Below are 22,473 nucleotides of genomic sequence, written 5' to 3'. Positions count from 1 at the left end.
GGTTCATCAAATAAAAAACAAGAAAATGATCAATTACAACCCTAAAGATTGGAGCACCTTCATTTTTCACATCCACAAAAGTGATACCTTTAGAAAGCTGTGGCCATTAATGCTTGCAGTAGCTATTTTTTCAGGCCTGGTGGCATTTGCAGAACTCAATTTTTTTCAACTTTCTAAAAGCAGCTATGTTACCAATATCGGCATGATGCACAGCTTATTGGGCTTTGTATTATCCATGCTGCTGGTTTTCAGAACAAACACAGCGTACGACAGGTGGTGGGAAGGAAGAAAGTTGTTGGGATCGTTAACCAATGTGAGCCGCAACCTGGCCTTGAAAATAAAAGCGCTGAAATTAACAGAGGAAGATGTCCGTTTTTTCGAATACGGCATTCCAAAATATGCTTTTGCCTTAAAAGAACATTTACGCGAAAGAATGTATTTTGGTAAAAATAGTCTTTTAATAGAGGTTGAAGAAGGTAAACACGTACCAAACCAGATTGCAGGAAGCTTAATTAACAGGTTATACGAGCTACTCGAAAAAGGTGCTATTTCGCAGGAACAATTTATTGTGCTTTCAGGCGATTTTAATCAATTTACCGATATCTGCGGTGCTTGCGAACGCATCAAAAACACACCGATCCCATATTCATACAGTGCTTTTATCAAGAAGTTTATCTTTATTTACGTAATTACTTTACCTTTTGGATGGGTATTCAGTTTAGGTTATTTTGTGGTACCGATTGTCCCCTTTATCCTCTATGTATTAGCGAGTTTGGAACTGATAGCTGAAGAAATAGAGAACCCATTTGGGGAAGACGCAAACGATCTTCCTGTGGACCAGATCTGCACGAATATCGAAAAACACGTGGAGGAAATTTTAGGCTAATGATTAAAATTGCCTGGCATCCACTCTACGCACACCCTTTACCCGAAGGTCACCGTTTTCCGATGCTTAAATATGAGTTGATACCCGAACAGCTTTTACATGAAGGAACTATAACACAACAGAATTTATTTAACCCGGAACCCGTTTCGGAAGATATTATACTCCTGACTCACGAAAAAACATATTGGGAACAGCTTAGAGATTTAACACTTTCTGCGAAAGACCAAAGGAGGATAGGTTTCCCTTTAAACGCACAGCTTTTAGAACGTGAGCTGAGAATTACCCAGGGCACAATCGATGCCACCCATTTTGCAATGGATAACGGAATTGCCTTTAATGTAGCAGGTGGTACCCATCACGCAGGCAGCAATTGGGGTGAAGGTTTTTGTCTATTAAACGATCAAGCTATTACAGCTAATTACCTGTTAAATAAAAAATTAGCTAAACGAATCTTAATTATAGATTTAGATGTACACCAGGGAAATGGCACGGCAGAAATCTTTCAAAAGGAGCCAAGGGTGTTCACTTTTTCGATGCATGGCGATAAAAATTTTCCTTTCAGAAAAGAAATTTCAAGTTTGGATGTTCCTTTGGATGATGGTGTGCAGGATGAGGAATATCTGTCAGCTTTAAATGTAAATTTAAAAAAGGCATTCGAAAGGGCCAAACCTGATTTTGTATTTTATCTATCTGGAGTTGATGTACTTTCTACTGATAAACTGGGTAAACTGGCATTAAGCAATGCCGCATGTAAAGAACGCGACAGAATGGTGCTGCAGGCCTGTAAAGATAAAAATCTGCCTGTGCAGGTGAGTATGGGCGGCGGCTACTCCATCGATATCAGAGATATTGTAGATGCGCATTGCAATACCTACCGCCTGGCTTTTGATTTATTTGGATAAGCCCACGCACAAAACCATAATATCCTTATCTTCGCGGCCATATGTTGGATATTATTTATCAGGACGAAAATCTAATTGCAATTAACAAACCCCATGGGCTATTGGTGCATCAATCATCCATTGCAAGAGATGCCACGGAGTTCGCACTTCAGTTACTCAGAGATCAGGTAGGCAAGCATGTTAGTCCGGTGCATAGGCTAGACAGGAAGACAAGCGGGATCTTATTATTTGCTTTCGACAAAGCATCTGAAATTGCTATGCATCAGCAATTTATGAACGCAGAAACCGATAAAAAATACCTGGCTATCCTGCGTGGTTTCACACCCGATGCAATGGATATCGATTATCCATTAGCAAAAGAAAACGGAACCATGCAAGATGCTTTCACCTCGTTTAGCACACTTAAAAGAGCAGAGGTAGCAGTAGCTTTCGGTAAACATCAAACCTCACGGTATTCATTGGTAGAGGCCGCACCTAAAACCGGGAGGATGCATCAATTAAGAAGACACTTTAGTCATATCCTACATCCAATTATTGGCGATAGGACACATGGCTGCAACAAACAGAACAAATTCTTTAAAGATCAATGGGATATGACCACCATGTTGCTTCATGCCTCTGAGTTAGCATTCACGCATCCCATCACAAAAGAAAAAATCCATTTAAAAGCCGGTTTACACGATGAGTTTAAAAGAGTGATGGACTTCATGAAAATGGAACCCTAGCACAATTTTTGTCATCAAAATCTGTTTATATAACATCTATGATTAAATACTTACGTTTTACACTTCCAGTTTTAGCGCTTTTTGCAGCCAGTTGTTCTTCTGTTTATATGCCAAACGTTCCAAATACACCTATGTTAAGCAAACAGGGCGAATTTAGTGGCGGTGCGCACATCTCTTTAAAAGGCAATGCCAGCGTTAATGGCGCTTACGCCGTTTCTGATCATATTGGTGTACTTTTTAGTGGTTCGAGAATGAATAGCGAGAGAAAAAGCAAAGATTTCGGGCATAAACTTATAGAAATTGGTGGAGGCTACTTTGATACTTTTGGCCCGGATAACAATCGGATTATTGAAGTTTATGCGGGCGTAGGGAAGGGCTGGAGTGATATTACTTTCCGCGACTATAAAAACGATATCCTCATCAGCAGCGAATTGCAGGAAGTAGATTACCGGAAAACATTCTTACAGGTTAATTACAGTTCGAAAAAGAAAAACAACCTGCGTTTATTCGGAACAGATTTCCCAATCAACTACGGTACAGCATTAAGGATTAGCCATATTAAGATGGATAGGTTCTTTTTAAACGGTATTGTGCAACCGAAAGAAGACAATATTTTCTTTGAACCGGTTTTCTTTACGCGTATGGCGCTCAGCAAAACTTTCCAGCTACAATATACCACCAGCAGTAATATTGGCTTAAAAAACCGTAAATACATGTCTGCAGGCAATTCAATCTTCACCATTGGTGTAGTGGTTAATGTTGGTGGGAAATAATATGAGTAAAGCTCCTTCGATAGGCTCAGGATGACACAACAAATAATTTAGCTAGCTATAATCCACCAATAAAAAAAATTGTCAGTCTGAGCCTGTCGAAGACCACTAGCAAAGATTCTTCGCTTTGCTCAGAATGACAATTACCTACCAAAGCCTTCGTTTTATTCTGAAAACGCCTAGGTAATAGGATAGAATCCGTTAACTTTTTTCCTATTTGTAGTTTTTTCTATCAATAACAGGTATCATTTGCACAAACCTTTCATTATAAACCCGATAGTAGTGGATGCCGATTCTTCATCGGCTGGAACGAATAGCGGGACTACTGCACCCCATGAAACACTGGCGTTCATTTCCAAAACCTGATGGCGCTGAAAAGGTAATTCATTTTGATTTTCGCAAAATAAATTAACCACTAGCAAAGCAGCCATTAAAATTATAACGCACCTACCTTCAGCGCCTTCGTTTTATTCTGAAAACGCATAAACAATAGGATAGAAGCCGTTAATAAACCCAGGGTTAATCCATACCAGATGCCATTAACGCCTAAGTTAAAATGAAAGCCTAATACATAACCAATTGGAATACCAACTACCCAGTAGGCTAAAAAGGTAATAAACGTGGGAATATTAACATCACCAACACCACGTAAAACACCTAAGCCAACCACCTGTGTGCCATCAAACAGCTGAAAAAAGCCAGCAATAATCAATAATTGGGCAGCAATGGGAATAACAGCGGCATCTTCCGTATAAATGAAGGGCATGATGTTATTGGCTAAAACAAAAATCACTGCGGTAACAGACATAAATAATAAAATAACATGGTAGCTGGCTATGGCAGATTTACGCAAATCGTCGAAATTTTTCTTACCAAAGTTATTTCCCGTTTTAATGGTAGCCGCAGAAGCTACACCACTGGCAATCATATAGGTCATGGCAGCTAAACTGATCGCGATTTGATGCGCAGCTTGCTCTACTGCTCCGATTGTACCGATAAGTACTGCAGCACCACTAAAAGCACTGATTTCGAAAGAGTATTGCATAGCAACAGGCATCCCAATTTTAGCAATTTTAATCGCCCTTATTTTATCAAAAAACGTGACTTTAAAACTGATCAGGTATTTTTTGAAATGCTGAGAACGCAATACATAAAAACACATTACGGTGGCCATTAAAATCCTATCAATCAAAGTACTTAAACCAACACCGCTAACACCCATCGATTTAATACCGAACATACCCTTCACGAAAATGATTCCTAAAATGATGTTGATGGCATTTCCCCAGATAGAAACAAACATGGCCTGTTTGGTAAATCCTAAACCTTCAGCAAACTGTTTAAAAGTCTGAAAAATCAATAAAGGGATAATTGAAACAGATAATAGATTCAGATAAGGTTTTGCGTAACGTACCACCTCTGGCGTTTGCTCCAGGTGGTCGATCACAAAAAATATCCCCAATTGAACCAGTACATATAAAAATATCCCCACACAGATATTAATAATTAAACTGTTTGATAAAAGCTTTCCGCATTCATCATAATTCTGACGACCGTTTTCCTGTGCAATAAGTGGCGTTAAACCATAGGAGATACCCAACCCAATTACCAGGATAAGCATAAATATGCTGTTCACTAACGAAACGGCAGCTAATTGAATGGTATCGGTAAAATGGCCCACAATAATACTATCGGCCATGTGTACCAAAGTATGACCAACCTGAGAACCTACAATTGGTAGTGCCAAATGAAGATTTTCTTTATAATATGGTTTATACTTGGTGTAAATTTTAGAAAACATAGGGTTGCAAAGGTCGCGTTTTTAAACCTCAAAAAGTAGAATTAATGAAAAGTTAATGTTTTGTTTTACAAAGGCGATCGTCATGCTGACCTGTAACGAAGTGGAAAGCTACGAAGTAAACCGAGCCTTAAGCGAGCTCACCACAGGTAATTTATTTTACAAGTAGATTTAGTGTTTTTAATTGCCTTGTAGCTACTACGCGGTCAGCATCTTTCCTGTTAGTTTTTTATATAATAAAACGCGGGTAAAATAGATCCTGAAACAACTTCAGGATGATGACCATCGGTAAAAAGCATCTTATCTCACCGCTGTAAAATATTCTTCTTTTTCTGAAGTATGCGATTTGATTACATTTGTTAAAATTAAATTAACCAGTACTTTTTGTGCCTTACGGTAAGAACTGCGCAACAGTTTACTAAACTCTTTCAGTGTAATCTTTTCGTTCTCTTCCAGGTATTCGAGCAGCTTTTTTTCATTTTCAGAATAGGAGATGAGTACACCATTGTTTTTATATTCCTGTTTCAACACTTCAAGAATAATGCGACTGGCGAGAACGCTTTTATCGTCTATGCGGATATAAGCCCACCATTTTTTTTGATCATCGAGTGCGTAATGTGGCTTAGTGTCACTTTCAGGAATATTAACTACCAATACCAATTTATCATCAACATAAATTTCTTCGAAGTAAGGCTCAATTGCCGGCTTGCAGAACTGATGTGCAGAAGTTAAAATCATGTATTTTTCTTCTTCTTCTGATTTTACCCCTTTAATAGATCCATCATCGGCTACGCCGATCAATAGTTTACCACCTTTGTTATTGGCAAAAGCAACCAGACTCTTGGCAATTTTCTCGGTACTGGTAATGGTTTTCTTAAAATCGAGCATAACGCCTTCGCCCTGCAAAATTAAACTCTTAATACTCGGCATAATCTAAAAAATTAATAAGCAACTCTAGGGGTTTCGCCCTGATGCAGGTTTCGGATATACACTTCATTCATCACAGTAGCACACAACTCACCATCCTTATTGGTAATTTCCATCGGGTAGGCTTTTACAAACTTCCCAACGGTTTTTAGTGCGTGTTCTGCTTCGTTCAACATCTCATCAGTTACGGTTATGGTAAAGTATAATGTAGAACGACCAGGTTTTAAATATTGTATAGAAGCACTTTTTAGCCAAACACGAACTTTAAAGCCTCTGCGCTGCATTAACTGATCGAACAATAAGGCATAAAAAGGATCTGTAGCTGCATAAATTGTACCACCAAAAATAGAACCGTTATAATTTTTATTCAAAAAACTCTTGCTCAGCTTAACCGTACAGCTTCTAAATTCATTTTCAAATTTCTGAACCCAAATGCGTTGAAAAAATAGGGGTGGGTAAAAACGCATTACCCATTTCAGGGTGTTTTGAGAAATAATCATATTCACTAATATCAGAAAGTTTTATCACCTTTTAAAGTTTTGAAGATCTTGTTTTAGTAATATTTCGGTAATTTAGAATTATGCATGTTTATGCTACCATTACCGATGCTTTAACAGATTTAGATAGTCGTGGTTATAATTTAGATTCCAATTTAACGGCAGAAAGATTTAATAAGTTAAAGATCCGCCATGAATAATACATTTATTTTTTTCGCAATGAACTAATAATCAATGCGATGGGTAAAAAATAAGCAATATGAAATAAAAAAAATTAAAACCAAATGATTATAAGGTTGTTAGGTTGATAGATAACAATAAAAACTATGAAAAAAATAATCTTAAGTCTTGCTTTTGCGGGTTCTCTTATGATAGCCACTTCAGCATGCAATTCGTCTAAAAATATGGCTGGTTCTTCAGACAGTACTGCGACGGATTCTACAAAAGTAATGGATACGACTAAAACGACGCCAGACACAGCATCAAAAAAGTTGCCTGACACCACAAAAATGCCACCTGATACTACGAAAAAAAATCCTCCTATGTAGGAATGTAAAAGCCACTCTAAAACAAGAGTGGCTTTTATTTTAAAAATCTATTTTAAATATTTGTGTTATTGCGTACTTTCAGCATTTAAACCAAATAATTAAATGGATCTTCAAGCAAAAGCAAACAACCGTAATGTAATTTTCCTGGTTATTGTAGCCGCTCTGGGTTACTTCGTAGATATTTACGATCTTGTTCTATTCTCTGTTGTTCGTGTTCAAAGTTTAACTGAAATTGGCGTTTCCCAGGCAAATATGCAATCTGATGGCTTCCTGATCATCAATTCTCAAATGTTCGGTCTACTTTTAGGCGGAATTTTATGGGGAATACTGGGCGATAAACTTGGAAGGATCAAAGTTCTTTTTGGTTCAATCCTTTTATATTCACTAGCCAATATTGCCAATGGTTTTGTTACATCGGTTAACAGCTACGCCATCATCAGGTTTATTGCCGGTATAGGTTTAGCTGGCGAGCTTGGCGCAGGGATTACTTTGGTTGCTGAAACCATGGATAAAGAAAAACGCGGTTATGGAACCATGATTGTGGGTGCTGTAGGTTTATTGGGCGCAGCCGTTGCGGCAACTGTAGCAGCCGAATTTACCTGGCAAACCTCGTACTTTGTAGGTGGCGGAATGGGCTTGGTACTACTTTTATTGCGTGTTGGCACTTTCGAGTCGGGCATGTTTAAACACGCTGCTAACCAAACAGAAGTATCAAAAGGAAATATCTTTATGCTGTTTAACAATTGGAAACGTTTTTCGAAATATCTCTATTGTATATTAATCGGTATTCCGTTATGGTTTGTAGTGGGTATCCTGGTTACCTTAGCGCCAGAATTTGGTAAAGCTTTAGGTGCAACAGAACCACTAAAAGCTGGTACCGGCATTATGTTTACCTATTTTGGAATTGCAATAGGCGATGTGGTTACAGGGTTACTCTCTCAGGTATTAAAATCGAGAAAAAAAACAGTCTTTATCTTCCACTTGCTTTCTGTTGCGAGTGTAGTTGTTTATTTAACCAGTTTCGGCTTAACGGGTAGCAATTTCATCTGGATCTGCTTGTTTATGGGCTTCTCGGTAGGTTATTGGGCCACATTTGTTACCATTGCATCAGAACAATTCGGCACAAACATCAGGGCTACTGTAACTACAACTGCACCTAATTTTGTTAGGGGCGCATTAATCCCTATTACATTCTTATTCGAATTTTTAACCCATAAATACGGATTAATTACTGCCGGATATTTAGTAATGGGAATCTTAACCCTGATTGCGATGTTTGGTTTGAGCCAGTTAAAAGAAAGTTTCAACAAAGATTTAGATTATCTGGAAGAATAACAGACTCTTGACTTCAGATTAAGGACTCAGGACTAAACCCCAATGTCAATAAAATGTACTATCTAAACATAAATCAATATAGCTGCCTGAATAGCTTTAAATTTGTATGGAAATAGAAAGAGCCATCATGTTTAAAGAAGAAGTAGCGGAACGGTATAAGCAAATTCAGGATGAAATTTGCAGGGGATTGGAAATTGCCGATGGCAAAGGAAAATTTGAAGAGGAACTTTGGGAGCGGAACGGTGGGGGAGGCGGACGCACCAGGATTATGCAAAATGGAGCAATTATCGAAAAAGGTGGCGTAAATTTCTCTGCGGTACATGGTAAATTGCCCGAAGCCGTAAAAAAAGCCTTTAATGTAAGCGAAGATGATTTTTTTGCTACTGGCGTTTCAATTGTGATACACCCAAATCATCCTTTGGTTCCGATCATTCACATGAATATCCGCTATTTCGAACTTAATGAAGAAACACGCTGGTTTGGCGGTGGTATCGATTTAACACCACATTACGTGTTCGAAAACGACGCGCGTTTTTTTCACCATAAATTAAAACAGGCTTGCGACGACTTCGGTACTGAATTTTACCCAAAATTTAAAACACATGCCGATGATTATTTCTTTATTAAACACCGTGAAGAAACCCGTGGTATTGGTGGTATTTTTTACGATAGACTGAAACCAGAAAATACCAATTTATCGTGGGAGCAGATTTTAGATTTCTCCATTAATATAGGCGAAACATTCTTACCAATTTATACTGAACTGATTGATCGCAACCGCGATAAAGAGTTTACAGAAGCCCAGAAACAATGGCAATATCAGCGCCGTAGCCGCTATGTAGAATTTAATTTAGTTTACGATTCCGGAACAAAATTCGGCTTAGAAACCAACGGACGGATCGAGTCTATTTTAATGAGCTTGCCACCACAGGCAAACTGGGGTTATAACGTTCAGCCAGAAGTTAATTCAGCTGAATACAAAACCCAACAGCTGCTTAAAAAAGGAATCAACTGGATCTAAATCGAAACTACTAAGCAACCGTTAAAGTTTCATTTTGAGTTAACTATTTAGTTTTCGCTGAGTATTTTTTTTCCGATCAAAAAATAAATTAAAGAACCGAAAAGTGGTAAGAACAATACTACATTGGTCCACATCCATTTTTGTCGTCTCTTATTGTATGGAAATTTCGAAATGTCTAAAATAACGTAAATGTTTACCAACATGATAAGCATTACGACAATAGCGAGAATTATTAAATAAGCGTTCATACGTAAATATAGTCAATTTTAAAATAAGGTTAAAGATGGCGCCACTTCATGAAAGCCAGATTTTAGTTTGCCAAGCCTGAAATCGTTTACCAGGTTGTGAGCCAGACGCGTTGGTTCAGGAATCCGATAATTTCGAACAGATTTTTTGATTATATCTAAACTTTCTTCTTGCGTTATTAAGTGGCCGGCAGAAATATAAACAGGAGCGCAATTGATCTTTGTTCTCAATGCAAAACCAAGCATTTCGCCTGTATTATTTTTAATTTCTGCAGTACTAAATTTGACATTTTGAGGCTGATGATTTTGTCCATGTAAAAGACTTTTAGCGCAGCCAATTGTGGCTTGGTTCGCGAGAATTCCAAAATGCGAAGCAACGCCCATACGGCGTGGATGCAAAATTCCGTTTCCATCAAGCACTACAACATCAGGTTTATTGGGTATCAATTCCCAAACCTTTAATAATGCAGGAACTTCTTTAAACCCTAAAAAACCTGCCTTATAAGGAAAACTGGTTTCGTAAGTTTCTAATGCAAATGATTTTAAAACCATTCCCGGATAAGTTAAGATCACAATCCCGGCGTACATGGTTGTACTGTTTTTATTAAATGAAATATCTGCGCCAGCAATCGTTTCAATTTTGTTAATTGGTTGAAACTTTAATTGTTTGGCAAGTTCAATTTGATATGCGGCGGCATCTTCGAAGCTATAGTGGTCGTACATGCGATATCTTATTTCTGTAACTCCTGTAAGCGTAATTTAACTTCATTTGAAGAGGGATTTAATTCACTGGCCTTTTTATACGAAGCGATAGCGTTTTGCTTTTCTCCTTTTATCGCGTATGCAGCACCTAAAGCCGTGAAGGCTCTTGAAGAAGATGGATAATTGACTGTATTCATTTCCAGTATCTTTATGCCATTATTTAAGGTTTTCGGGTTTTTCACCAACCACTGCGCCAGGCCGTTGAAATATGCTTCGTCAGGCAAAATTAGATACCCAAACTTTTGCGACAATCCTTTATAATGTTTCATAACGGTCTCTGAATTTATCATTTCATCACTTACAGGAGGAAGAACCCATTGATGATAGACAAATCGAAGTCCGTCATAGTACGATTTAATAGGGACTGTCATGTGGCTCTCAATTGGATAGCTCGCATATTCGAAATTTAATCCTTTGATGTTACGGCTTTTGAGTAGGGAATCAAACTTTAAAACATCTTTATGAAAAGGTGATTCTGGTGAAGAACCTTCATTTCCATCGCTAAAAAAAAGCGTTTTCGATAAAGATGATCCTGCTTTCAGTTTTTTATCAGCAAGTTTGAGAAGAAATTTCTGATCCCACCAGAAGGATGGGCTCACGGCAATATATGCATTGAACATATCTGGATAATTAATCAGACAATTGATAGCTGTCAGACCGCCAAATGAATGTCCTGCTAAAATGCGGTAAGGTTGAGTTTTATAATTCGAATTAACATAGGGCAGGAGTTCTTTCTGGATAAATTGGAAAAAATGTTCATTTCCTCCGCTATTCTTATAAGGTGCATTGGCACTGGTATCCGGTTTCCCAGAATAGTCGAAATTGCTTTTAGATGGAGTGAGGTCACGAACACGGTCTGTATTTGTTATTCCTACAACAATCAATGGCGGAATAACATACACATCTTGCCGACTGAGGTATTTAGAATATTCTACCATTTGCGTGAAATGATTGTCAGCATCCAGAACATAGATTACAGGATATCGTTTCTCAGGATTGTCGGGGTCTTTAGGCACGTAGATTAATATCTTTCGGTCTTCGTTTAAGATGCTTGAATGCATCGTTACAACTTCTCCATAATCAGATTTAATTGGTTCCACTTTTTGAGCATTTGTTTTAAATGAAAAAAGTAGAATTACGCACACATACACGAATTTAAAATAATTCAAAATTCTTAAGGAATTTACCTTTAGCAGCAAGTTTTGCATAGTAGACAGCATTATCTATTAAATATACAAATAACCGTATAAATCAAAGCAATAGCGTTATTTGTATATTTGTCTTATAATTAATATTATGTTAAGTTTACTTTTCTAACACCATCCTGTCCTCACAAATTACTCAATAAATTATAGCTCTTGAAGTTTACGGTTAAGCTCTTGCACTTTGTTTGTTACTCCCTTTTTAGTGTAGATATCGATCAGCAACTGTACTGTTTTTTTATCGTTCGGGTTAATTTCATTTGCGCGCTGCAAAGCAAATTGTGCACGATTGATTAGCCCTTTATATTTTTCAGTTTTATCAGCATCATTTTTGCTCAGGGTTTCATTGGCTGTATTGATGTAAGCCAAACTCAATTGGTACAATGCATCAAAATAATTTTGATCTGTAGACAAAGCTTTATCATAAGCTAAAATTGCCGTAGCATTATTTCCACCAACCTGTTGCAGATAACCATAAAGAAAATAAAGTAACTTATTTCCTTTTTCTACTTTTAAATTGTTTTCGATTAACCCCTGAGCTTTACTATAATTCTCGGTATCAAGCAATAGATTAATATAATCGTTTGTTAAAAAGCGATTGAACGGGTTAAGCAAAAGTCCATCCTCCAAAGTTTTAATAGCGGTTTCATTTTCTGATTTCACAACATACATCTGTGCCATTTTCTGAAAAACCGATGGGTTTCTAATTCCGTTTTCTTTTGCACGTTTAAAATAAGTTAAAGATTCGTCGTAAGATTGAATATTTAATGCGCAAATTGCTGTATTTAATGCCAATGTGGTATCTGCAGGAAAATTATCACATACTTCTTTCAAATCAGCAAATGCTTCTTTAAAATCGTTATTAAAAAAAGCTTCATTACCTTTTTCTTGTTTTTTGATGAGGATATTGTGATTAGAGGCTTTAATGAGACCACCATTATCATCATAACGATCCAAAGATTTGGCTTTTGCTACAGCCTCAACGGCTGAATCATAAAATTTATTTGCATTATTGGGATCAGTATCAATTAATGAAGCGAAAGAAGTAAGATAAGATTTTATAGACCAGGTTTCACTCCAGTTTTTAGTTTTATTATCTTTCTCAGCTGATTCTATTGATTTTAAGCCTTCTGTAATAATCGATAACTGTTTTTTTTCATCTTCTTTATTGGCAATTGAAGCTTGTAGCTTACCAACAGCATTTCTAGCGATAAGAATTTGACTTTTTTGCGCTACAGCATTAAAAGAAACGAAAATTAAAGCGGTTAATGATATTTTAAGGCAATTCTGCATAATATAAATAATGTGGTAAAACCGTAATAAACGATAAAAATAAACATAAAAAAAAGAGCTCCGAAATTTCAGAGCTCTTTTTTTGGATCGATCAATAAATTATTGTTTAGGCAATGCGTCTAAACGTTTCTTGATATCTTCGTAATTTTTAGTATCATTTCTAAAAGCATAGATCGTTTTCAAGGTTTCTAATGCGCCTTGATTTTTAGCATCAACCTCAAGTGCTTTTTTGTAAAAAGGTAGAGATTTATCTAACAGTGCATTCATTTTACCTGTTACTTCGTTAAATTCTTTCACTTTTTTAGGATCGATTTTATTTCTATCAGCCTGTAATTTTAAAGCCTGACTGAAATAAATGTTGCCTAACAAAACCTGATAATTAGCATTATTAGGCTCCTTTGTTGCCAGGGCAACTAACATTTGCTCAGATTTGGCAGCATCACCCCTATCAATATAAATCTGGGTTTCAGTTTTAATCCAGTCTGTATTTTCAGGGAATTTAGCAGAAGCTTCTTTAATAATAGCCAAAGCAGCTGTGGTATCTTTTTGTTTAGCTAATGTGGTTGTGATAATCTCAGAATATAAATCTTTAGATTGTGGAGAATTCAAAGAGATTACTTTTTTGAATTGGCTGATCATGTTTGGATAATCCTCACTAAGTCTGGCCGCAATACCTGCATTTAGATACATAGCGGTATCGTTTGGATTGATTACCGTTGCTGCCACAAATTTTGAGTAAGCAGTTTTGTAATCTTTTTTATTGTAAGCAATTACACCACCGTTTCTAACTGCGTTGCTGATATTGGTTTCAGCTAAATTAATATTATCTTTTTCACTCCCTTTTGTATCCAATTTCTTGGCTTCAACAACGGCATCCTGAGCAATTTTTAAGTTTGCATCGGCATTTGCAGTGCTTGTTGAATCCAAAATAGCTGCAGAAGAAGCGAATAAAGCGCGGTACGACCATGCTTCAGGCATTACTTTAGATTTTTCATCAGCAATTGCTTTGTCGGTATGGGCCAAGCCTTTAGCTAACGCTTCAAGCTTTTTTGCCAACGGAGTTGTAGCACTTGAAGAAGTTAGCTGGAATAAACCCCAGTCATTTTTTGCCGCTGTTATTTCACTTTTCTGAGCAAATGCAGAGCTTACCGCACCTGCTAGAACTATACTTAGAAATACTCTTTTCATAATTTTTATTCTAATCTTATTTTTAGTTAATTTTCTTCTTCCGTTTCGTTATCCGATTCGCCTTCTTCTTCAGTATCATCTGCTTCGGGAGTAGTATCTGCTTCTACTTCTTCACCGTCTGTAACTACAACATCTGTTAAATCTACTGTTTCTTCTTCGTCTTCTTCGTGATCAATCTTAGTTACCGATGCAATTTCGTCATCACCTTTTAATGAGATCAAACGAACACCTTGCGTGGCACGGCCCATTACCCTTAATGCTGATACCGGAATTCTTATTACAATACCTGAACGGTTAATGATCATCAAATCTTCGCTATCTGTAACGTCTTTTATAGAAACTAATTGTCCCGTTTTTTCAGTAACATTAATTGTTTTTACTCCTTTACCACCACGGTTAGTTACACGGTAATCTTCAATATCGGTACGTTTACCGTATCCTTTTTCTGATACTACTAACACCGTAACTTCAGGATTGTTTACAGCAATCATGCCAACAACTTCATCCTGATCGTGCGCAAGCCTAACACCACGTACGCCGGTAGCTGTTCTACCCATCGGGCGAACCGTACTTTCGTTGAAACGGATTGCCCTACCAGAACGCAATGCCATCACAATTTCGCTTTGTCCGTTAGTTAAACAAGCTTCCAATAATACATCACCATCATTAATGTTGATGGCATTAATACCATTTACACGCGGACGTGAATAGGCCTCAAGAGAAGTTTTCTTAATGGTACCTTTTTTAGTACACATAATGATGAAATTGTTCTCTAAGTATTCCTGATCTTTCAGGTTTTTAACCTTAATGTAGGCTTTAATTTTTTCCTCTTTCGGGATATTGATAATATTCTGGATCGCTCTTCCTTTACTGGTTCGTGAGCCTTCAGGAATTTCGTAAACCCTCAGCCAGAAACATCTTCCGGCTTCGGTAAAGAACAGCATATAATTGTGAGCAGTAGCCACTAGCATGTGTTCAATAAAATCTTCATTTCTTGAGGTACTGCCTTTAGATCCTTTACCACCCCTGCCCTGTGCCTTAAATTCAGTTGCTGGAGTACGTTTTACGTAACCTTCATGAGAGATGGTGATTACCACTTCTTCATCATCGATGAAATCTTCCATGCTCATATCTTCGGCCGAGTGAACGATAGTTGTTCTACGCTCATCACCAAATTTCTGACGGATTTCTGCTAACTCATCTTTGATGATCTGCATACGCAAACCTTCATCTGCTAAGATAGATTTTAAATGCTCGATGGTTTTCATTAATTCTGCATACTCTTCTTTGATCTTATCACGCTCTAGTCCTGTTAAACGACGAAGCGTCATATCCAAAATCGCACGTGCCTGAATATCGCTCAGTCCGAATTTTTCCATCAAGCCTAAACGGGCATCTTCGGGGGTTTCGGAAGCACGGATTAATTTAATTACTTCATCTAAATGATCTAAAGCAATTAAATAACCTTCTAAAATGTGTGCGCGTTTTTCGGCCTCTGCCAATTCGTAACGGGTACGGCGAACAATCACATCATGGCGGTGATCCACAAAATGCACAATCAAATCTTTAAGATTTAACATTTGCGGACGGCCTTTTACCAATGCAATATTATTTACACTGAAAGAAGTTTGTAATGCGGTATACTTATATAAGTTGTTTAAAACGATAGAGGCATTTGCATCACGTTTAATTTCGTAAACGATGCGGATACCATCTTTGTTAGATTCATCTTTAATGTTCGAGATACCTTCGAGTTTTTTCTCGCCAACCAGTTCAGCAGTACGCTCAATCATCTGTGCTTTGTTAACCTGGTAAGGAATTTCGGTAACAATAATTACCTCGCGGTCTTTAATACTCTCGATTTCGGCCTTTGCACGCATTACAATACGGCCACGACCTGTTTCGAAAGCTTCTTTTACACCCGTATAACCATAAATAATACCACCTGTAGGGAAATCTGGAGCTTTTACAAACTTCATCAATTCCTCGATTGTAATATCTCTATTGTCGATATAGCTTACCACACCATCAATTACTTCGGTTAAGTTGTGAGGTGCCATATTGGTGGCCATACCTACCGCAATACCGGAAGATCCGTTAACCAATAAGTTAGGGATTTTTGCAGGTAAAACGGTTGGTTCTTGTAAGGTATCATCAAAGTTTAACTGAAAATCTACAGTATCTTTATTGATATCGGCAAGCATTTCTTCAGCTATTTTCGAAAAACGTGCCTCAGTATAACGCATTGCAGCCGGAGAGTCACCATCAATGTGACCAAAGTTTCCTTGTCCATCAACCATTGGATAACGTAAGCTCCAATCCTGAGCCATACGAACCATGGTGAAATATACAGATGCATCACCATGTGGGTGATACTTACCTAAAACCTCCCCCACAATACGGGCAGATTTTTTATGTGGTTTATTACTGGTTACACCAAGATCGAGCATACCATATAAAACACGGCGGTGTACCGGTTTCAATCCATCACGTACATCAGGCAAAGCCCTCGATACGATTACCGACATTGAGTAATCAATGTAGGCCGATTTCATCTGCTCCTCTATATTAATTTGAATGATTTTGTCGTTCTGCTGATTTTCTAAATCTTCTGCCATAAATTATTATTCTCGCTACTTAAAACGATATTAAAAAAGGGTATTACTATAACCTTGCGAATTTAACAAAATTTAGCCGAATTAAGGCATTGTGGAAAAGTTTTGACCTTTGCTATAGGTTTTGAAACATCGCTGTATTTTTAATTCATTGAAGGCCAGTTTAAGGGCTTTTGTTTTTTTTTGCATTTGATTTTAACCTAGCAGGTTTGTAGAGAACTAAAATTTACAATATTAACTAATTCTGATACTTTTGCGTTTCAAATTACATACAATGGCAAACGGAAAGAAATCTGCAATGAGTTTTATTATGGTTACCCTCCTGATCGATTTTACAGGTTTTGGGCTGATCATTCCGGTTTTACCAAAACTTATTCAGGATTTTACGGGTGGTGGCTTCGGTTTGGCAGCAGAATATGGTGGCTGGCTCACCCTTGCATATGCATCAGTACAATTTATATTTTCGCCAATTATCGGTGCCATGAGTGATCGGTACGGACGAAGACCTGTGTTATTAAGTTCTTTGTTCGGTTTAGGTATCGATTATATCTTTTTAGCCTTCGCTCCTTCTATTGTTTGGTTATTTGTAGGAAGGATTATTGCGGGAATAACAGGTGCAAGTTTTACAACCGCACAGGCATACATTGCCGATGTTTCTCCTCCAGAAAAAAGAGCACAAAACTTCGGCCTGGTTGGTGCAGCATTTGGTGTTGGATTTATCTTAGGTCCGGTTCTAGGTGGGATTTTCAGTCATTTTGGCACCCGGGTTCCTTTTATGATTGCGGCAGGTTTATCTTTAATTAACTGGCTTTACGGTTATTTTATACTGCCAGAATCTTTACCTGTTGAAAAACGCAGGGCTTTTGATTGGAAAAGGGCAAATCCAATCGGTTCATTGTTAAGCATTGGCAAATACCCCGCAATATTAGGCTTAATGGCAACCTTATTCTTATTATACTTTGCCAGTCACGCTGTCCAATCCAACTGGACATTTTATACCATGGAGAAATTTAAATGGGATGCTGCATGGGTAGGCTATTCATTAGGTTTTGTGGGTTTGGTTGTGGGCCTTGTTCAAGGCGGCTTGATAAGGGTGATCCTTCCTAAAATCGGAGAAAAGAAAGCAGTTTATTTTGGTCTCATTTTATACATCATCGGCTTTGTAGCTTTTGCATTTGCAAGCAAAGGCTGGATGATGTTTGCCTTTATGCTACCTTATGGCCTGGCAGGAATCGGTGGACCAGCTATGCAGGGGCTAATTTCAAATCAGGTGCCTGCCAACGCGCAGGGTGAAATGCAAGGTGTTTTAACTGGCTTACAGAGTTTAGCAGCCATATTTGCGCCTTGGGTAATGACACATATTTTCGCTTATTTTATTGAAGGCAAAGCACCGGTTTATTTCCCAGGTGCGCCATTCATATTAAGTGCTGTGTTAACGTTAGCTGGCCTGTTTATTGCGCTTAGGTCGTTAAGAAAATACCATTAAGCTAAGCATCCAGTACCCTGTATTCGTTATAAGCCATAACCACATTGTAAACCAAAAGAATTATCCCTTGGATATTTACCAACTTATCAATGTCTAATTTAAGAATTGTAGCGACCAAAAAAATGACTAGAATTGATCCTAAAGATATAAAAAAGGAAAGCTTAAAAGAACGATAAAGCATTGATAACCTGAACAAGGTTTTTCTTTTAAAAAGAACTGGATCTTTAATCAATTGAACGAGATTGCCAAATACAAAAAACAAAATCAAAAAGATTGCGATTCCTGACAGCATTCCCTGGTTCAGGTTTGGAATAACGAGATAACCTTTATAAATAAAATAAGCAACTATCGCAATACAAAAGAACGCTTTTAATAACTGCCAATTCTTATTTTCTATAAGCCATTTCATCCATTTAAAATCAGTTTCAGATGCTTTCTCTTCTATTTTCGACCTTGTTTCGGGTGAAAAAGATATAAAAGGATTTATTAACCCAATGATAACAATCAGCATTGTACTTACAAACTGAAAAATACCATCATCAATCAGAATATTGATTCTTTCTGCGTTTAAAACTCCTGGTGTGAAACATGAAATTAAAATCAATGCAATTATAACCAAGTGAAAAACCAGAGGACTAAAATTCTCAATTTTGTTAGCCCCGTTATTTGGGTTATCCATTGCAGTTAATTTACCCGAATCTTTATCAAGATATTTATTCATTATCCGAATTGCGATAATGATGAAGAATATAGAGAACATTGAACCCAATAGAAAAGAATTTGGAGTGTATAAATAAGTTTTTTAATCAGATTATGAAATTAAAGCAAGGCATTGGCCAAGTTAGCCAGTTCACTCCTTTCGCCTTTATGCAAAGTAATGTGTGCGTAAAGCGGGTGGTTTTTCGCATTTTCTATGAGGTACGAAAGCCCATTACTTTCCGAATCGAGATAAGGTGTATCAATTTGGTAAATATCGCCAGTAAAAACAATTTTGGTATGTTCGCCCGCCCTCGAAATTATCGTTTTAACCTCATGTGGCGTTAGATTTTGTGCCTCATCAATAATAAAGAAAATCTTGGTAAGGGTTCTTCCGCGGATAAAAGCCAATGGCGCAATCGCTATTTTTTCGGTTACAATCAGTTCATCAATCTTTTCCGACATCTTATCATCGCCGATAAACTGCTCTTTAATAAACCGCAGATTATCCCAGATTGGCGCCATAAAAGGATCGGTTTTCGATTTTGCATCGCCTGGTAAGAAACCGATGTCTTTATTGCTTAAAGAAACGATCGGTCGTGTAACATAAATCTGTCTAAAGTTTTTACGCTGTTCTAATGCGCTTGCCAAAGCCAATAGTGTTTTACCTGTTCCCGCGTTTCCCTGTATGCTCACCAGCTTAATTTCAGGATCTAAAAGCGCGTGGATTGCAAATGCCTGCTCAATATTTTTAGGTTTAATTTTAAATATCGGATCTGTAGATACTGCAGAAATTGTTTTTAAACTATTGTTATAAAACACGTTTGCAGTTTTTCTCTTGTTTTTTAAAATATAAAAGTGATTAGCATTTTTAGGTGGCAGCTCTATTTCACTCGCATCAATAAAAGGTTGTTTTTTTACTTCTTCTATAATTTCCAGAGGAAAATTGCCTATTTCGGTCTTTCCGGCGTAAAGTTCATCTACGTTTTTAATTTTACCAGTTTCGTAATCTTCTGCATTTAAATCCAAGGCTTTTGCTTTTAACCTCAGGCAGATGTCTTTTGATACGAGTACTACTTTTTTATTTGGATATTCTTCTTTTAAACTTAATGCTGCGTTTAAAATCTTATGGTCTGTTTTGCCTTTTCCATATACTTCTTCTGCATTTAGGGTTAAAGGCTTCTCATTTAAAACTACCTTAAATTTCCCTGAATCGGGGCTTTTTAGCGAAATCCAATCGCTGATGAGTTTTTGTTTTGAAGTTTCATCAATAAGGCGGATAAAACTTCTGGCCTCAAAATTCCTGGTATCGTTACCGCTTTTAAAATTATCTAGCTCTTCTAAAACCTGAATGGGAATGGCTACATCGTGCTCATGAAAGTTATTTATCGCATCATGATCGTATAAAATAACCGAGGTATCTAAAACGAATATCTTTTTTGACGGATTGGAGATTGATTTACCTTTTTTGGCCATTTGGTAAATTTAATATTTTAGGGATAATATGTGGAAGGATTCACTATTCTTTTTTTGATCTAAAGATCAAAATTTTAGGGCAAAATAAAAACGGGGTCCTTCTTCTTTCGATTCAGTTCCCCGTTTTAACTTTAAAAACAACCGTAGTCGCATTTTAAAGCATCTAATTCTTGTTACTTTGATTTTTCCGTTATCGTTAGGTTTTGCAACTTTTGCGATTCGTGAAAATTTATTTCCAACTCCTCCGTCCGTAAACTTCCTAGTTTTCAATAATCTCTGTTTGGGCCTGTGCGATTTTCTTATGATCCAATCTTTCGATGGTTATATATATCCTTACTCGGTTTAACCCTTTCAGAAATTAATCGTTTTCCCTGTAAACATTCCGAAACAATTCCCCTTTCGGTTCTTTATCTCTTTTGGATTGTTTTATCAGAATTCAAAGTACTTCGTATTTGATATGATCTAATTTAGTATGAAAACACACATTTGTCAAGAGAAAAACGAACGTTTTTATGCACAAAGTTATCCACCTAAAATCGCTGGTTATCAACAATTTAATATTGTAAAAACGACGTTTTTGATTGCCTTTTGCGTGTTTGCTCTAGGTTATTAACATTTCTTAAATGATACTTACAAACAATTCATAACATTTTATTAATCAAACCATTATCTATTTTCTGCTTAAAAGTTTAAAAAAAGCAAAAAACTTAATTTTAATCGCAACAAAAAACTTCGCTATTATGTTATTTTTGTATCATGCAGATTAGGCAACCCATTAGAAATATACAAGACTTTTTATTGAGTACGTATTTTGCCGACGGTCTTCGCATCACCATTGGTGTACTGCTCCCCTCTTTAATTCTTGCCCAGTTTGGCATGTTAAAGTATGGCATGACTTTATCTTTAGGCGCTTTATGTGTAAGTGTGGTAGATAGTCCAGGGCCAATGGTACACCGGAGAAACGCGATGCTGATTACCACCGCACTCATCTTTACCTTCTCTATCATAACTGGCCTAACCAACAAAAACCATTATTTTATCGGCTTTTTATTGGCGGCATCGAGTTTTGTATTTTCGATGTTTTACATCTATGGTATTAGAGCTGCATCGGTTGGTACTGCAGTTTTACTGATCATGGTATTGAGTATTGATGATGTTCGCCCTTGGCAAGAAGTATTGTTACATGCGGTTCTGATTTTGGCAGGTAGCCTTTGGTACACAGGTTTAAGCTATTTTGTATACCGTTTACGCCCTTTCCGTTTGGTGCAACAATCGTTAAGCGATTCTATTCTGGAAGTCGCCGAGTTTCTGCGCGAAAAAGCCAAGTTTTACCATCACAATAACAATTACGAAAAAACCTATTCAGACTTGCTGCAGCTTCAGGTTTCTGTACACGAAAAACAAGATGCAGTAAGAGAATTACTATTTAGAACCCGAGAAATTGTAAGAGATTCTACTCCTGAAGGCAGATTTTTATTATTGGTATTTGTAGATATGGTCGATCTCTTCGAGCAGGTAATGTCTACCTATTATAATTACCAGCAGCTGCATGATCAGTTCGATAAAGCAGGTATATTATCAGATTATGAAATGGCTATTAAGCGGATTTCGTATGCCCTTGATGATATTGCTTTTGCCTTAAAAAGCGGTGGAACACCTGTTGTTTCGAAACGCTTGCTGATTGAGATCGAGAGGTTAAAGATCAAAATCAACGATCTGGAAAAGAACAATCAAAATCAGGAGTACAATACACTAGGTATTATTGCCTTGAAAAACATTGAGGTGAACATCGAAAATATACTGGCAAGGGTTAAAACCATATTTAGCTATTTTAAAATCAGAAATAGCAAAGATATCAGACAGGCCGAGGTAGATACAGAGAAATTTATCACCCGGCAAAAATTCGATTTTAAACTTTTTACAGAGAATTTAACCTATACTTCCTCTACTTTCAGGCATTCGCTACGGGTTACAGTGGTGATGCTTTTGGGTTTTATAGTGGCGCAGATTCTCAATTTCTCGCATAGCTACTGGATTCTCCTTACCATTCTGGTAATTTCGAAACCGGGATTTAGTTTAACCAAAGAACGTAATTATCAGC

At 37.2% G+C, this 22,473-nt stretch carries 20 protein-coding genes; 9 read left to right on the top strand and 11 right to left on the bottom strand.

Going from position 1 to position 22,473, the window contains the following annotated elements; genetic code table 11:
• Window positions 1-25: 25 nt before the first annotated feature.
• Genes ASU31_RS23450 through ASU31_RS23435 form a run of 4 tightly spaced genes read left to right on the top strand, consistent with a single transcriptional unit; the run spans window position 26 to window position 3,286 of the window.
• Window positions 26-886 (top strand): bestrophin family protein, encoded by an 861-nt coding sequence (locus ASU31_RS23450; protein WP_057934682.1) that lies wholly within the window; start codon window positions 26-28, stop codon window positions 884-886.
• Window positions 886-1,788 (top strand): histone deacetylase family protein, encoded by a 903-nt coding sequence (locus tag ASU31_RS23445; RefSeq protein WP_057934681.1) that lies wholly within the window; start codon window positions 886-888, stop codon window positions 1,786-1,788. Before ASU31_RS23450 ends, ASU31_RS23445 begins: the two co-directional genes overlap by 1 nt.
• A gap of 41 nt (window positions 1,789-1,829) precedes the next feature.
• Window positions 1,830-2,513 carry a pseudouridine synthase gene (locus tag ASU31_RS23440; RefSeq protein WP_057934680.1) on the top strand — a complete coding sequence of 228 codons (684 nt, stop codon included), beginning with the start codon at window positions 1,830-1,832 and terminating at the stop codon, window positions 2,511-2,513.
• A 38-nt stretch (window positions 2,514-2,551) separates the two neighbouring features.
• The gene (locus ASU31_RS23435; RefSeq protein ID WP_057934679.1) at window positions 2,552-3,286 is read left to right on the top strand and encodes a hypothetical protein; all 735 of its coding nucleotides are present in this window, start codon (window positions 2,552-2,554) and stop codon (window positions 3,284-3,286) included.
• Between the two features lie 433 nt (window positions 3,287-3,719).
• Here ASU31_RS23435 and ASU31_RS23425 read toward each other — a convergent pair whose 3' ends face one another.
• The 3 genes from ASU31_RS23425 to ASU31_RS23415 form a co-directional block, all read right to left on the bottom strand.
• Window positions 3,720-5,084 carry an MATE family efflux transporter gene (locus tag ASU31_RS23425; protein WP_057934677.1) on the bottom strand — a complete coding sequence of 455 codons (1,365 nt, stop codon included), beginning with the start codon at window positions 5,082-5,084 and terminating at the stop codon, window positions 3,720-3,722.
• Between the two features lie 297 nt (window positions 5,085-5,381).
• A complete protein-coding gene (locus ASU31_RS23420) occupies window positions 5,382-6,011 on the bottom strand; it encodes an AlbA family DNA-binding domain-containing protein (RefSeq protein ID WP_057934676.1) in 630 nt (209 codons plus the stop codon).
• Window positions 6,012-6,022: 11 nt separating this feature from the next.
• A complete protein-coding gene (locus ASU31_RS23415) occupies window positions 6,023-6,508 on the bottom strand; it encodes a DUF4442 domain-containing protein (RefSeq protein ID WP_057934675.1) in 486 nt (161 codons plus the stop codon).
• Between the two features lie 323 nt (window positions 6,509-6,831).
• Here ASU31_RS23415 and ASU31_RS23410 point away from each other — a divergent pair, with 323 nt between their 5' ends.
• The 3 genes from ASU31_RS23410 (at window position 6,832) to hemF (ending at window position 9,409) form a co-directional block, all read left to right on the top strand.
• Complete coding sequence (locus ASU31_RS23410) at window positions 6,832-7,053, top strand: hypothetical protein (protein WP_057934674.1); 222 nt, start codon at window positions 6,832-6,834, stop codon at window positions 7,051-7,053.
• Between the two features lie 102 nt (window positions 7,054-7,155).
• A complete protein-coding gene (locus ASU31_RS23405) occupies window positions 7,156-8,388 on the top strand; it encodes an MFS transporter (RefSeq protein WP_057934673.1) in 1,233 nt (410 codons plus the stop codon).
• 106 nt (window positions 8,389-8,494) lie between these two features.
• Window positions 8,495-9,409 carry an oxygen-dependent coproporphyrinogen oxidase gene (gene hemF / locus ASU31_RS23400; RefSeq protein ID WP_425339042.1) on the top strand — a complete coding sequence of 305 codons (915 nt, stop codon included), beginning with the start codon at window positions 8,495-8,497 and terminating at the stop codon, window positions 9,407-9,409.
• Window positions 9,410-9,456: 47 nt separating this feature from the next.
• Here the strand turns inward: hemF and ASU31_RS28145 are convergent, their stop codons facing one another.
• The 6 genes from ASU31_RS28145 to gyrA form a co-directional block, all read right to left on the bottom strand.
• Entirely contained in the window at window positions 9,457-9,612 is a 156-nt protein-coding gene (locus ASU31_RS28145; RefSeq protein WP_425339043.1) for a PLDc N-terminal domain-containing protein, read from the bottom strand.
• A 63-nt stretch (window positions 9,613-9,675) separates the two neighbouring features.
• Complete coding sequence (locus ASU31_RS23390) at window positions 9,676-10,377, bottom strand: endonuclease V (RefSeq protein WP_057934671.1); 702 nt, start codon at window positions 10,375-10,377, stop codon at window positions 9,676-9,678.
• Between the two features lie 8 nt (window positions 10,378-10,385).
• A complete protein-coding gene (locus ASU31_RS23385; protein ID WP_167346235.1) occupies window positions 10,386-11,516 on the bottom strand; it encodes an alpha/beta hydrolase in 1,131 nt (376 codons plus the stop codon).
• Window positions 11,517-11,765: 249 nt separating this feature from the next.
• Window positions 11,766-12,911, bottom strand: a complete 1,146-nt coding sequence (locus ASU31_RS23380) for a tetratricopeptide repeat protein (protein WP_057934669.1) — start codon at window positions 12,909-12,911, stop codon at window positions 11,766-11,768.
• 99 nt (window positions 12,912-13,010) lie between these two features.
• Window positions 13,011-14,099 (bottom strand): tetratricopeptide repeat protein, encoded by a 1,089-nt coding sequence (locus tag ASU31_RS23375; RefSeq protein WP_057934668.1) that lies wholly within the window; start codon window positions 14,097-14,099, stop codon window positions 13,011-13,013.
• Window positions 14,100-14,125: 26 nt separating this feature from the next.
• Window positions 14,126-16,717 (bottom strand): DNA gyrase subunit A, encoded by a 2,592-nt coding sequence (gyrA, locus tag ASU31_RS23370; protein WP_057934667.1) that lies wholly within the window; start codon window positions 16,715-16,717, stop codon window positions 14,126-14,128.
• Window positions 16,718-16,988: 271 nt separating this feature from the next.
• Here gyrA and ASU31_RS23365 point away from each other — a divergent pair, with 271 nt between their 5' ends.
• On the top strand, window positions 16,989-18,200 hold the full coding sequence (locus ASU31_RS23365) for a TCR/Tet family MFS transporter (RefSeq protein WP_057934666.1): 1,212 nt from the start codon (window positions 16,989-16,991) through the stop codon (window positions 18,198-18,200).
• A 1-nt stretch (window position 18,201) separates the two neighbouring features.
• Here ASU31_RS23365 and ASU31_RS23360 read toward each other — a convergent pair whose 3' ends face one another.
• Both ASU31_RS23360 and ASU31_RS23355 read right to left on the bottom strand, forming a co-directional pair.
• Window positions 18,202-18,921, bottom strand: coding sequence for a hypothetical protein (locus ASU31_RS23360; RefSeq protein ID WP_057934665.1), 720 nt, complete (start codon window positions 18,919-18,921; stop codon window positions 18,202-18,204).
• A 98-nt stretch (window positions 18,922-19,019) separates the two neighbouring features.
• A complete protein-coding gene (locus ASU31_RS23355) occupies window positions 19,020-20,372 on the bottom strand; it encodes a PhoH family protein (protein ID WP_057934664.1) in 1,353 nt (450 codons plus the stop codon).
• Between the two features lie 756 nt (window positions 20,373-21,128).
• Between ASU31_RS23355 and ASU31_RS23350 the strand changes: the two genes are divergently transcribed.
• On the top strand, window positions 21,129-22,473 hold a 1,345-nt coding region (locus ASU31_RS23350), incomplete at its 3' end, for an FUSC family protein (protein ID WP_245224596.1).

It is taken from the genome of Pedobacter ginsenosidimutans (genome assembly GCF_001442625.1).
Taxonomy (GTDB): Bacteria; Bacteroidota; Bacteroidia; order Sphingobacteriales; family Sphingobacteriaceae; genus Pedobacter; species Pedobacter ginsenosidimutans.
This window is presented reverse-complemented; position numbering and strand designations above follow the sequence as displayed.

Excerpts from the sequence above, each read along its gene's own strand:
- ASU31_RS23450 (WP_057934682.1), top strand. The coding sequence starts at position 26 with ATGATCAATTACAACCCTAAAGATTGGAGCACCTTCATTTTTCACATC.
- ASU31_RS23445 (WP_057934681.1), top strand. The coding sequence starts at position 886 with ATGATTAAAATTGCCTGGCATCCACTCTACGCACACCCTTTACCCGAA.
- ASU31_RS23440 (WP_057934680.1), top strand. The coding sequence starts at position 1,830 with ATGTTGGATATTATTTATCAGGACGAAAATCTAATTGCAATTAACAAA.
- ASU31_RS23435 (WP_057934679.1), top strand. The coding sequence starts at position 2,552 with ATGATTAAATACTTACGTTTTACACTTCCAGTTTTAGCGCTTTTTGCA.
- ASU31_RS23425 (WP_057934677.1), bottom strand. The coding sequence starts at position 5,084 with ATGTTTTCTAAAATTTACACCAAGTATAAACCATATTATAAAGAAAAT.
- ASU31_RS23420 (WP_057934676.1), bottom strand. The coding sequence starts at position 6,011 with ATGCCGAGTATTAAGAGTTTAATTTTGCAGGGCGAAGGCGTTATGCTC.
- ASU31_RS23415 (WP_057934675.1), bottom strand. The coding sequence starts at position 6,508 with ATGATTATTTCTCAAAACACCCTGAAATGGGTAATGCGTTTTTACCCA.
- ASU31_RS23410 (WP_057934674.1), top strand. The coding sequence starts at position 6,832 with ATGAAAAAAATAATCTTAAGTCTTGCTTTTGCGGGTTCTCTTATGATA.
- ASU31_RS23405 (WP_057934673.1), top strand. The coding sequence starts at position 7,156 with ATGGATCTTCAAGCAAAAGCAAACAACCGTAATGTAATTTTCCTGGTT.
- hemF (WP_425339042.1), top strand. The coding sequence starts at position 8,495 with ATGGAAATAGAAAGAGCCATCATGTTTAAAGAAGAAGTAGCGGAACGG.
- ASU31_RS28145 (WP_425339043.1), bottom strand. The coding sequence starts at position 9,612 with ATGTTGGTAAACATTTACGTTATTTTAGACATTTCGAAATTTCCATAC.
- ASU31_RS23390 (WP_057934671.1), bottom strand. The coding sequence starts at position 10,377 with ATGTACGACCACTATAGCTTCGAAGATGCCGCCGCATATCAAATTGAA.
- ASU31_RS23380 (WP_057934669.1), bottom strand. The coding sequence starts at position 12,911 with ATGCAGAATTGCCTTAAAATATCATTAACCGCTTTAATTTTCGTTTCT.
- ASU31_RS23375 (WP_057934668.1), bottom strand. The coding sequence starts at position 14,099 with ATGAAAAGAGTATTTCTAAGTATAGTTCTAGCAGGTGCGGTAAGCTCT.
- gyrA (WP_057934667.1), bottom strand. The coding sequence starts at position 16,717 with ATGGCAGAAGATTTAGAAAATCAGCAGAACGACAAAATCATTCAAATT.
- ASU31_RS23365 (WP_057934666.1), top strand. The coding sequence starts at position 16,989 with ATGGCAAACGGAAAGAAATCTGCAATGAGTTTTATTATGGTTACCCTC.
- ASU31_RS23360 (WP_057934665.1), bottom strand. The coding sequence starts at position 18,921 with ATGAATAAATATCTTGATAAAGATTCGGGTAAATTAACTGCAATGGAT.
- ASU31_RS23355 (WP_057934664.1), bottom strand. The coding sequence starts at position 20,372 with ATGGCCAAAAAAGGTAAATCAATCTCCAATCCGTCAAAAAAGATATTC.